The organism is Rudaea sp. (assembly GCF_057139185.1).
This window is the reverse complement of record NZ_DBNHDN010000030.1, coordinates 121,897-133,740: the sequence shown is the minus strand read 5'-3', so window position 1 is coordinate 133,740 and position 11,844 is coordinate 121,897. Positions and strand designations below refer to the sequence as shown.

Genomic DNA, 11,844 nt, shown 5'->3' with positions numbered 1-11,844 from the left:
GCTCACAATGGAAAGGCACTGCCCGGCTTGACGCCAACCTTGCGCAGCAGTTTTGCCAGCGGACAGAACCCAGTGAACGAGGCCTGCAGCAAGTTCAGGCCGACAAACAACGTCAGCCAAAGCCACATCGGCGAGACGTAGTGTGCCAACAGCACGCTGGCGACCACCATGCTGCCGGCAAAACGCATGACGAAACGATCGATGTTCATTGCTACTCTCCCGGTTGGAAAATGATCCTCAGGTTTCTATATTAGTGCATTCTAATTTAGAATTCAAGCAAGTTTCATGCGATGATGCAGCATACGGACCACTATCGAGAAATACCGACGCATGCCCCGAATCCAGTCACGCCAGAAAAATCAGGATGCGGCCGCGATGGCGACGCACGCCGACAGCGCCTCGCGCCTGCTCAAATCCCTGGCCAATGCCCAGCGTCTGCGCATTCTGTGCCTGCTGGTCACTGGCGAAAGCAGCGTCGGCGCGCTACATGAGCAACTCGACCTCAGTCAGTCTGCACTTTCCCAACACCTGGCACGATTGCGCGAAGACGGACTCGTCATCACGCGACGTGAAGCACAGACGATCCACTACCGCCTGGCGAGCGGACCTGCCGAACGCGTGATCCAGACGCTGCATGGCATCTATTGCCCGCCGCGCGCCGAGGACGTCCTCACCGCATCGCCGCCGACCGGACGGCCCGGCCGCAAACGCCGGTGACGCCCCGCGACTGAAATACCTGTCGCCGGGACAATCGTGCCGCCCTTGCACGGATCGATTCGCTTCACTGCGGACTTCCGCGGCGAAAGGCGGACAGCCAGACGCCCGGTCACGGTACACTGCCCCGCCCCCTCCCAGCGTTTGGCCGGATGACGACGCCCGACCTCACCCAGCACACCCCGCTCATGCGCCAGTACTTCGCCGCCAAGGCCGAGTATCCAGACACACTGGTGTTTTTCCGCATGGGCGATTTCTACGAGTTGTTCTACGACGATGCGCGCAAGGCCGCGCGCCTGCTCGACATCACGCTGACCCAGCGCGGCGCCTCGGCTGGCGCGCCGATTCCGATGGCCGGCGTGCCGTATCACGCGGCCGAAAATTATCTCGCCCGGCTGATCAAACTCGGTGAATCGGTGGCGATTTGCGAACAGATCGGCGACCCCGCGGCAACCAAAGGCCTGGTCGAACGCAAGGTCGTGCGCGTGGTCACGCCGGGCACCGTGACCGACGAAGCCTTGCTCGAAGAACGACGCGACAATCTGCTGCTCGCGATCGCCACCGGCAAGAACCGCTACGGTCTCGCCTGGGTCGATCTCGCCGGCGGGCGATTCCTGCTCAGCGAAGCGTTGGATGCGGAACAACTCGCCTCCGAACTCGCGCGTCTCGCGCCCGCGGAAACGCTGGTCGCCGAAGACATTGCCTGGCCGGGTTTCGTCGTCGCGCTGCCCGGCCTGCGCAAGCGCGCGCCGTGGCATTTCGACACCGAGACGGCACAGCGCCAGCTCAACAAGTTTTTCGGCACGCGCGACCTGTCCGGCTTCGGCATCGAAGCGATGCCACTGGCGATCGCCGCGGCGGGCGCGCTGCTCGGCTACGTGAGCGAAACGCAGAAATCCGCGCTGCCGCACCTGCCGGGACTCGCCGCCGAGAGCCCTGATGAAACAATCGCACTCGACGCGACGACGCGGCGCAATCTCGAACTCGACACGCACCCGGGCGGTCGTCACGAGCACACCCTGCTCGGCGTGCTGGATACTACGATCACGCCGATGGGCGCGCGCGCACTGCGCCGATGGCTGCACCGGCCGCTGCGCGACCGCGATGTCCTGCGCCGGCGTCAGCAAGCGATCGACAGCCTGATCACATTGCGTCGTTGCGACGGCGTGCGCGAGGTGCTGCGCGGTATCGGCGATCTCGAACGCATCCTTGCGCGCGTCGCACTGCGCTCGGCGCGCCCGCGCGATCTGTCCACGTTGCGCGATGGCCTGCTCGCCGCACCGGGTTTGTTTCGTGTCCTCCTTCGTGACCACGAAGATCAAAAAGCGTCCGTCCACGGCCGCACTTCACAATTGATCGATTCGCCGCTGCTGCACTCCCTGCTCGACCAACTCGGCGAACACGCCGACACCGCGCAACATCTCGCGCGCGCCGTGCTCGAACAGCCGCCCGTGCTGCTGCGCGACGGTGGCGTGATCCGCACGGGTTACGATGCGGAACTCGACGAACTGCGCATGTTGTCGACCAACGCCAACCAGTTCCTGATCGATCTCGAGGAACGCGAGAAGGCGGCGAGCGGCATTCCGACGCTCAAGGTCGGCTACAACAGCGTGCACGGCTACTACATCGAGATCAGCAAGGCACAGGCCGACAAGGCGCCGACCCACTACACGCGCCGGCAAACTCTCAAGGGCGCCGAACGCTACATCACCGAAGAACTGAAATCGTTCGAGGACAAGGTGTTGTCGGCGCGCGAGCGCACATTGATGCGCGAGCGCGCGCTGTACGAAGCGCTGCTCGACTTCCTTGTCGAACGCCTGGGGGCACTGAAGCAGGCCGCCGCGGCAATTGCCGAACTCGACGTGCTCGCCGCGCTCGCCGATCGCGCCGACGCGTTGAACTGGCGCGCGCCGCAGCTCGTCGACGCCGCCGGCATCCGCATCGTGCGTGGCCGCCATCCGGTCGTCGAGCAGGTGCGCAGCGATCCGTTCGAACCGAACGACCTCGTGCTCGACGACACGCGGCGCACGCTCGTCATCACCGGCCCGAACATGGGCGGCAAGTCCACATACATGCGCCAGAACGCACTGATCGTACTGCTTGCACACATCGGCAGCTTCGTGCCCGCGGACGCCGCGACGATCGGCAGCATCGACCGCATATTCACCCGCATCGGTGCGGGTGACGACCTGTCGCGCGGCCAGTCGACGTTCATGGTCGAAATGAGCGAGACGGCAAGCATCCTGCACAACGCGACGCGACACAGTCTCGTGCTCATGGACGAAGTCGGGCGCGGCACTTCGACCTACGACGGCCTCGCCCTCGCCCAGGCCTGCGCCGTGCAACTGGCGACGAAAAACCACGCCTTCACCCTGTTTGCCACGCATTACTTCGAACTGACCGAACTCGCAGCGCAGTATCCCGGCATCGCCAACGTGCATCTCGATGCGGTCGAGTACGACGACCAGCTCGTGTTCATGCACGCGGTCAAGGAAGGTCCGGCCAGCCGCAGCTTCGGCCTGCATGTCGCCGCGCTCGCCGGCGTGCCGAAGGCGGTGATCGCGGACGCGCGCAAACATCTCGCGGCGCTCGAACTCAAGGCGCGGCGATCGCCCGCATCCCGCGACCCCGACGAGGCGGCGTCGCCGCAACTTGGCCTGTTCGAACTCGCAAAGCCGAGCGCGGTCGAAGACGCGTTGCGCGAGGTCGAGGTCGATGCGCTGACGCCACGCGCGGCGCTGGATTTGCTCTATCGGCTCAAGGGATTGTTGTAGGGCGGCTCTTTTGCCGATATCGCACGAATCGTTCGCGCTCGGCTTTTCGCGTCGTTCCCGCGAAAGCGGAAATGACGGGCAAAGAATAGAATTCGCACATTCCAATGGAAACCAACCCATGCGCCGTTTTTTCGTAGTCGTCCTGCTCCTGATCGTGGCCGCCACCGCGGCGATCTGGTTCTGCCCGGCCAGCTTCGGCTATCGCTATTTGATGAAGCCGTCCAAGACGGTGACGCTGTCCGACCTTTCTGGCACGATCTGGAATGGCCACGCGGGCAGCATCAGCGTGCGCGACCGCGCGCTCGGCCAACTCGACTGGCACCTGCGCTTCAAGCCGCTGCTCGAGGGTCGTCGCGTTGCCGACTTCGCCATCTCCGGGGACGCACTCAAGACCCAGGGCACGCTGACGAAGTCGCCGACGGGCAACACGTTCGACAACCTCAGCTTCAGCCTGCCGGCGCACACGGCCGCGGACATGCTGCAGGTGACGGCCAAGGCCGAAGGCGACATCGAAGGCAGTGCGGCCAGTCTTACCGTGCTCGACGGCTGGCCAACCCAGTTGCGTGACGGCAAGGCGCGCTGGATCAAGGCCAAGCTCGCCGACACCGAACTCGGCACGGTGGAAACGACGTTCGACGCCGCGGCCGACGGCAACATCGCGGGCAAGGTCAAGAACACCGGCGGCGGCGCGCAGTTCGACGGTGCGCTCAAGCTCAAACCGACGCGCGACCTGGAACTGAACGACTTCACGTTCAAGCTGCCCGCATCGCTCGCCACGGCACTGCTCGGCCAGCCGAATGCGAATGCCGCCGGCACGATCGACGGCAAGCTCGTCCACATCCTGTTGCGCACCGGCACGGCGCCGGCTGAGGCGCGCGGCAACCTGCGCTGGAACGACGCGGCAACCGCAGCGGTTTCGCACGAACTGCTCGGCAACGTCGACGCGACGTTTGACACCGCCGCCGACGGCGGCATTGCCGGCACGCTGAAGAACGACGGCGGGCACGCCCAGCTCGCGGCGAAGTGGAAGCTCGGTGCCGGGCATGCGCTCGAGCTCACCGACGCGACTCTCAAGTTCCCGGCCACACTGCTCGCGCCGCTGATCCGCCTGCCCGGCATCGAGGTCGGCGGCGATGTCGACGGCAACTTTGCCCGGCTCACGCTGCGCGAAAGCCTGTGGCCGAGCGCGATCGCCGGCAAGCTGGTCTGGCACGGAGTCACCGTCTCCGGCGTGCGCCAGGCGACGCTGGGCGACATGGAGTGGAGTCTGGGCACCGACCCCGACGGCAGCATCATCGGCGTGATCGGCGACCTCGGCGGCCCACTCCAGGTCAACGGCACGTTCAAGACCACGAAGACCAGCTACGACGCTGCCGTGCAGCTCAGCGCGCGCGGTGGCGACCCAGCCATCGCCGCCGCCCTGCGCAAGATCGGTACGCCGCAGGCGGACGGCTCGACGATCGTGCAAGCCAATGGCGAGTTCGGCAAGAAATAGCTTGCATCCCGTGGCCTTCCGCATTGGCGACACGATGGCGGTCGGATTTTTTCGTTGCGCCGCAGCAGATTCTTGCTATCGTCGACTGAGGTGTCTTTCCGGCTTACGACGATCTGTTCTACTACTTGTGGCGCGAGCGCCGTCTGCCAGGCAACGTCGATCCGTTCGATCCACGCGTGGCAGATCCGCTCGAACGCGAGCGCCTGATGCGCGTGTTCCGCGCCGGCCTCTCGCACGTCGTCGGTCGTGTGTTACCGCTGGCCAAGCCGCCGGGCCGGTGGCAGACCGGTCCATGGTTCCTGCGCGGCGAGCACTGCTACCTGATCCCCGGCGATTCCGCGCTCGGCTGGCGCCTCCCGCTGGACTCGCAACCCTGGGTGAGCGAAAGCGACCATCCGTGGGTGCACGCGGCCGATCCCTCGCAGGCACCGAGGCCACTGCCGCGCGCGCTGCAGCTACACAGGCAAATGCCGGGCCTGCGCGGCGCAGCGGCAATGCATGGCGGCGAAACAGCCGGGACTGCTCTTGTCCGCCATTGCGGTGAAGGCATCGCCACGCGTCATTCCGGCGCGGACCGGGATCCGGCCTTCGCTGTTCGTCGAGATCAAGAACCGGACTCCCGCTTTCAAGGGAATGGCGAGCAACGCGATCGCCGGCCCGCACCTTTCGAATCCGCCGGCGGGATCACGCGCACCGCGCTCTGCGCCGAGGCAAGAAATGGAAATCTGTACCTTTTCATGCCGCCGCTCGCGCACCTGGAGGACTACCTCGAACTGACTGCGGCGATAGAGGACACCGCCGCCGCGCTCTGCACGCCGGTGCTGCTCGAAGACTACGAGCCGCCGCGCGACCCGCGCCTGAACTGGTTCCGCGTCAGCCCGACCCCGGCGTCATCGAGGTCAATATCCATCCGTCGGACAACTGGGAACAACTCGTCGAGCGCACCACGCACCTGTACGAAGCTGCGCGCCAGGAAAAACTCGTCGCCGGGAAATTCATGCTCGATGGCCGCCACACCGGTACCCGCGGCGGCAACCACTTCGTTCTCGGCGGCACGACCACGGGCGATTCGCCGTTCCTGCACCGCCCCGACCTGCTGCGCAGCTTGCTCTCGTACTGGCACAACCATCCTTCGCTGTCGTACCTGTTCAGCGGCCTGTTCATCGGCCCGACGTCGCAGTCGCCACGCGTGGACGAAGCACGCAACGACTCGCTGTACGAACTCGAGGTCGCGTTCAAGCAGTTTCCCGACATCGGCGGCTTCGCGCCGCCGAGGCTGCTAGACCACTTGCTGCGCAACCTCCTGATCGACGTCACCGGCAACACGCATCGCGCCGAGTTCTGCATCGACAAACTCTATGCGCCAGAGGGCGCCGCGGGCCGCCTTGGCCTGCGCGAAATGCGTGCGTTCGAGATGCCGCCGCATGCGCAGATAGGCCTGGCCCAGCAGTTGCTGCTGCGCGCCCTGATCGCGCGCTTCTGGCGCGAGCCGTATGCGCCGCCGCGTCTCGCGCGCTGGGGCACCGAGCTGCACGACCGCTTCATGCTGCCTTACTTCGTCGAACCGGATTTCGCCGGCGTGATCCGCGAGACGCGCGCCGCTGGCTACGCGATCGAGCGCGACTGGTTCGCGCCACACTTCGAATTCCGCTTCCCCATCGTCGGCGACTACGCCACGCGGGGTATCGCACTGGAACTGCGCCACGCGCTCGAGCCCCGGCACGTCGTGGGCGAGGAAGGCACGGTCGGCGGCACGGTGCGCTACGTCGATTCCTCGGTCGAGCGCCTGCAGGTGAAGCTCAGCGGCCTCGCTCCGGACCGCTACGTCGCCACCTGCAACGGCCGGGGCATCCCGCTGCGCCCGACCGGCACGGTTGGCGAGTTCGTCGCCGGCGTGCGCTCCAAGGCCTGGCAACCGCCCTCGTCGTTGCATCCGACGATTCCGGCCCAGGCGCCGCTCGTGTTCGACCTGGTCGATGCCTGGTCGCGGCGCTCTCTCGGTGGCTGCCGCTACCACGTGGCACATCCGGGCGGACGCAGCTACGATGCTTTCCCGGTCAACGCCTTCGAGGTCGAAAGCCGCCGCCTCGCGCGTTTCGACCGCTACGGCCATACGCCCGGCACCATCGATGCTCCGGCTCGCGCTGGCCCAACGGCGGAGTTTCCATTTACACTGGACCTGAGAGACGTAAGCGTTTGACGGGGGCGATCGTGGCGACAGCACCATGCGAGCCGGTCAAGGCCGATCGCGGATTCCGCGCGCCCCACCTGCCGGCGCTCGACCTTTTGCGCGGATTCGCGATCCTGGGCGTGCTTTGGCACCATCTGTTCTTCAAGGCTGTCTTCCATACCGGTTGGTGGATGACCAGCAACTCGCCTTTCGCGTTCATGGCAAGCTGGACGTGCAACGGCTGGCTCGGTGTCAACCTGTTTTTCATCCTGTCCGGATTCGTGCTGTATCTGCCGTTCGCCATCGAACAACGGACTTTCGCCGGAAAAGACGACGTTCTGGAGTTCTACCGCAAGCGTGCGCGCAGGCTTTTGCCGCTCTACTACTTCAGTGTGATCCTGCTGATGGGGGTGGCGGGCCGGTTCAGCGCCAAGGAGTACTTGGCGCTGCTGACCTGCCTGTTCAACTTCACCAACGTGACCTTCATGCCGGAGTTGAACGCCGCTCTCTGGTCCCTCGGCATCGAAATCTGGTTCAGCCTGTTGTTTCCGTTCTTCGTGATTTGCATTTCGCGCATTTCCTGGCGCCGCGCCTTGCCGGGCATCCTTCTGGCCGCGCTGTTCGTGCGGCTCCTCGGCGAAGCGTCTCGCTCGTTCTCGCTCGGCGATTACGACATCCTCAATCCGGTCAAGGATTCCGTAATAGGGCGCATGGACGATTTCGTCATCGGCATGGGCATCGCCGCGCTCCATGCGCGGGGCTATCGCGTTGCACATCCGGGGCGCGTGCTGATCCTCGGATTGGCGGCGCTTACCGCGACGTTTACCTACGCCGACTATTGTTTCAGCGGTGCGCTGCCGCCGCTCTCGATCGCGCTGGTGAATACGCTGTTTCAACTATCCGCGGTTCTGCTGATGCTCGCGCTGCTGGCATTGAACCACGTCCGCTGCAGACCGATAGAATTGATCGGCATGATGTGCTATTCCATCTACATATGGAACTTCGTCGTGATCATCCATGTCGCGCCAAGCGCGGCGTTTACCAAGCACCCGTGGCCGAGTTTCCTGGAATTTCTTTCGATCATGATTCCGCTGACGTGGCTCTCGTACCGGTACATCGAGTTCGGGCATGTTCGACAAACCTCGCAATTGCTGCCCAGGCCCCTTTCTGCCTGAAACCGTCGAACGCCGAACGCCCGGGTTGGCGAGCACACGCCTCGTGAGCCCAGCGAACCCCATGACCGAGCTGATCGACGACGCCGTGCCGCCCCTGCTCAACGCCTACCATCGCGATCCGCAGCACTATCACGAGTTGTTCGACGCCGACGGCGGCGTGCGCGCGCCGTGGCGGCGCATGCTCGCAGCGATCGAGCGCGCCGATCCGGCGCAGATGCGCGCGCGCGCCGACCTGGTCGAACGCCAAATCCGCGAAAACGGGGTCACCTACAACGTCTACGCCGACGCCAAGGGCACCGATCGCCCGTGGGTACTGGACCTGCTGCCGCAGATCATCGGTGCCACCGAATGGCAGCACCTCGCCGCGGGTATCGCCCAGCGCGCCGCGCTGCTCGACGCGGTGCTCGCCGACCTGTACGGGCCACAAGCCTTGCTCGCCGAGGGACTGCTACCGCCGGAACTGATCTTCGGCCATGAGAATTTTCTCTGGCCCTGCCAGCGCGGCGCACCGCCGGGAGGCACCTATCTGCACGTCTACGCCGCCGACCTCGCACGCGCGCCGGACGGCACCTGGTGGGTCATCGCCGATCGCACGCAGGCACCGTCGGGCCTGGGCTACGCGCTCGAAAACCGGCAGATCATCTCGCGCGCGTACTCCGACCTGTTCCACGACATGCGCGTGCGCGAGCTTTCCGCTACGTTGCGTGCGCTGCAGACGACGCTGCAATCGGCCGCACCCGTCGCCGCCGGGGAAACGCCGCTCGTCGTGCTGCTGACACCCGGACGTTTCAACGAAACCTATTTCGAACACGTCTACCTCGCGCGCGCACTCGGCGTGCCGCTGGTCGAAGGCTACGACCTTACCGTGCGCGCCGACACGGCGTACATGAAGACGCTCGGCGGCTTGAAGCGCGTGCATGCGATCCTGCGCCGCGTCGACGACGACTGGTGCGATCCGCTCGAGCTGCGCGGCGATTCCACGCTCGGCGTGCCCGGCCTCGCCGCCGCCGCGCGCGCGGGGCGCGTGCTGATCGCCAACGCGCTCGGCACCGGCGTGCTCGAATCGCCCGGGCTGCTCGGTTTCTTCCCGAAGATCTGCGAGCGTCTGCGCGGCGAACCGCTCGCGCTGCCTTCGGTCGCCACCTGGTGGTGCGGCGAGGCGCCGGTGCGCAAGGAAGCGCTGGCCGGACTCGATCGCCTCGTCCTCAAGCCCGCGTCGCCGTCACGCCGCGTCGAAGCCGTGTTCGGGCCGAGCCTGCCGCGCAGCCGGCTGGCCGAACTGCGCGCCCGCATCGAGGCCGAACCTGCGACATGGGTGGCACAGGAACTCGTCGACCTGTCGCAGGCGCCGGTCTGGCAACGCGGTCCGACGCAGGCGCAGATCGCGCCACGCGCGGTCAGCATGCGGGTATTCGCGATCGCGACAGGCAAGGGCGAGTACACGGTGATGCCCGGGGCGCTGTCGCGCATCGCGGCGAAAGCGGCGGCGCGCATCGTTTCGATGCAGCGCGGTGGCGGCAGCAAGGACACCTGGGTACTCGCCGATGGCGAAGCCATGATCGACGCGCCGCGCCGGCGCGAGCTGCGCGCCGCCGACATCGTGCGCCGCGACGACTTTCTGCCCTCGCGCCTGATCGAAAACCTGTTCTGGCTCGGCCGCTACTCCGAACGCGGCGACAACTACACGCGCCTGCTGCGCGTCGTCCTCTCGCGTTGCATAGACACGAGCGCCGCGAACACCGCCGCCTTCGAGGCCGCGCTCGCCGCCTGCCGCCGCGTGCGCCTGATCGAGGGCGACACGAGGCCGCTGCGTGCCGCGCTGATCGATGCGCTGACCGACACGTCCGCGCCATACAGCCTTGCCGGCGTCCTCAGCCGCCTGCTCTGGTCCGCGGGTCAAGTACGCGGCCGCCTGTCGAGCGAGAACTGGCGCGGCCTGCTCGAAGTGCAGCGCGAGGCGCAGGCGCTCGATCGCGAACGGCTCGATTTCGGCAACGCGCTCGAACTGCTCAACCGCCTGCTGATGGAAGTTTCCGCGCTGTCCGGCTTCGCCCTCGACGACATGACCCGCGACGACGGCTGGCGCTTCCTCATGATTGGCAGGCGCATCGAACGCCTGCAGTTCCTCGCCGACGTGCTCGCCTGCGCCCTGCAACAGGCACCGGCGGACAGCGCAACGCTGGAATGGCTGCTCGAACTCGCCGATTCGACGATCACCTACCGCATGCGGTATCTATCGGCTCCACAGTTGATTCCCGTGCTCGACCTGATTGTCCGCGACCCGGCCAACCCGCATTCGCTGCATTTCCAGATCTACGAACTGGGCAAGCATCTGCGCCGCGTCGATGCCGCGTTCGGCAGCGCTAGCGCCGCTGAATTCGAGCAAATGCGTGCACAGCTCGACGCCCTCGACCTGTCCACGCTCGAGCCCGCGCTGTTCGGCGAACCCGGCCAACGCGATGCGATCGCGGGCACCGCGACGATGCTGGCCGACATCGCCGCGCACGCGCGCCACGCCTCGGACTCGATCGCATTTCACCATTTCAGCCACGTCGCGGCAGCGAGCCGCGCGACCTTGTCCGCATGAGCGCGCGCTACGTCATCCACCACGAAACCGAATACCGCTACGACAGCGTCGTTTCGGTTTCGCACCAGGCGCTGCACCTGATGCCACCAACGCTGCCGTACCAGCGCTGCCACGGCCATCGCCTGCGCATCGAACCAGCACCGACGCACCGGGTCGAGGAAATCGACGGCTTCGGCAATCCGCTCACGCGCCTCGAAATCGACACGCCGCATCGCGAACTGCTCGTCGCCGCGGAAATGGATATCGAGATCGATGCGCGCACCGCGGCATTCGATCTCGACGACTCGCCATCCTGGGAAGATGCCGTCGCCGCTCTCGCCTACCGCGGCGGCCACCTGCCGACCGCGGCCGCGCTCGACGCGAACCGCTACCGATTCGAATCTCCCTACGTGCGCTGGAACAGCGACATCGCGCACTTCGCGCGCGCGCAGTTCGCGGCCGGCACGCCGCTGCTGCGCGCCTGCGCGCGGCTGATGCAACGCATCCATCGCGAATTCCGCTTCGATGCGAACGCGACCCAGATCGCCACGCCCGTTGCCGAAGTGCTCGAGAACCGCCACGGCGTCTGCCAGGACTTCGCGCACCTGATGATCGCCTGCCTGCGCTCGCTCGGCCTCGCCGCGCGCTACGTCTCGGGATACCTCTTGACCACGCCGCCGCCGGGGCAGCCGCGCCTCGTCGGTGCCGACGCCTCGCACGCCTGGGCGTCCGTGCACTGCCCCAAGCACGGCTGGATCGACTTCGACCCGACCAACGACATGCGCCCCGGCGACGGCCACATCACGCTCGCCTGGGGCCGCGACTTCGGCGACGTCTCGCCGCTGCGCGGCATCATCCTCGGCGGCGGTGCGCATGAGCTGGACGTGCGCGTGACCGTGGTGCCGGTGGCGAAGTGAAGTCTTCTGCGCGCGCCGAGCGTCAAGTCTTGA

At 66.2% G+C, this 11,844-nt stretch carries 7 protein-coding genes and 1 pseudogene; 7 read left to right on the top strand and 1 reads right to left on the bottom strand.

The annotated features are described in order from the left end of the window. Nucleotides 1-2 precede the first annotated feature (2 nt). Complete coding sequence (locus tag AC16HO_RS10410) at nt 3-209, bottom strand: YgaP family membrane protein (protein ID WP_395643560.1); 207 nt, start codon at nt 207-209, stop codon at nt 3-5. A 166-nt stretch (nt 210-375) separates the two neighbouring features. On the opposite strand from AC16HO_RS10410, the gene AC16HO_RS10405 reads away from it, so the two are divergent. From AC16HO_RS10405 to AC16HO_RS10375, 7 genes and pseudogenes are all read left to right on the top strand, one after another. Continuing rightward, nucleotides 376-717: an ArsR/SmtB family transcription factor gene (locus tag AC16HO_RS10405; RefSeq protein WP_395643559.1), complete on the top strand. Its 342-nt coding sequence runs from the start codon at nt 376-378 to the stop codon at nt 715-717. 149 nt (nt 718-866) lie between these two features. Next, a complete protein-coding gene (gene mutS, locus AC16HO_RS10400; RefSeq protein ID WP_395643558.1) occupies nt 867-3,488 on the top strand; it encodes a DNA mismatch repair protein MutS in 2,622 nt (873 codons plus the stop codon). Nucleotides 3,489-3,606: 118 nt separating this feature from the next. Continuing rightward, nucleotides 3,607-4,983, top strand: a complete 1,377-nt coding sequence (gene gspN, locus AC16HO_RS10395) for a type II secretion system protein N (protein ID WP_395643557.1) — start codon at nt 3,607-3,609, stop codon at nt 4,981-4,983. Nucleotides 4,984-5,108: 125 nt separating this feature from the next. Then, a pseudogene (locus AC16HO_RS10390) lies at nt 5,109-7,183 on the top strand (transglutaminase family protein). Next, on the top strand, nt 7,180-8,328 hold the full coding sequence (locus AC16HO_RS10385; RefSeq protein WP_395643556.1) for an acyltransferase family protein: 1,149 nt from the start codon (nt 7,180-7,182) through the stop codon (nt 8,326-8,328). The pseudogene AC16HO_RS10390 and the gene AC16HO_RS10385 overlap by 4 nt, the downstream one beginning before the upstream one ends. A 61-nt stretch (nt 8,329-8,389) precedes the next feature. Next, on the top strand, nt 8,390-10,915 hold the full coding sequence (locus AC16HO_RS10380) for a circularly permuted type 2 ATP-grasp protein (protein ID WP_395643555.1): 2,526 nt from the start codon (nt 8,390-8,392) through the stop codon (nt 10,913-10,915). Continuing rightward, nucleotides 10,912-11,811, top strand: coding sequence for a transglutaminase family protein (locus AC16HO_RS10375; RefSeq protein WP_395643554.1), 900 nt, complete (start codon nt 10,912-10,914; stop codon nt 11,809-11,811). Before AC16HO_RS10380 ends, AC16HO_RS10375 begins: the two co-directional genes overlap by 4 nt. The last annotated feature ends 33 nt before the right edge of the window (nt 11,812-11,844 follow it).

Coding starts and splice junctions, on each gene's coding strand:
- mutS (WP_395643558.1), top strand. CDS start 867: ATGACGACGCCCGACCTCACCCAGCACACCCCGCTCATGCGCCAGTAC.
- AC16HO_RS10405 (WP_395643559.1), top strand. CDS start 376: ATGGCGACGCACGCCGACAGCGCCTCGCGCCTGCTCAAATCCCTGGCC.
- AC16HO_RS10375 (WP_395643554.1), top strand. CDS start 10,912: ATGAGCGCGCGCTACGTCATCCACCACGAAACCGAATACCGCTACGAC.
- gspN (WP_395643557.1), top strand. CDS start 3,607: ATGCGCCGTTTTTTCGTAGTCGTCCTGCTCCTGATCGTGGCCGCCACC.
- AC16HO_RS10380 (WP_395643555.1), top strand. CDS start 8,390: ATGACCGAGCTGATCGACGACGCCGTGCCGCCCCTGCTCAACGCCTAC.
- AC16HO_RS10410 (WP_395643560.1), bottom strand. CDS start 209: ATGAACATCGATCGTTTCGTCATGCGTTTTGCCGGCAGCATGGTGGTC.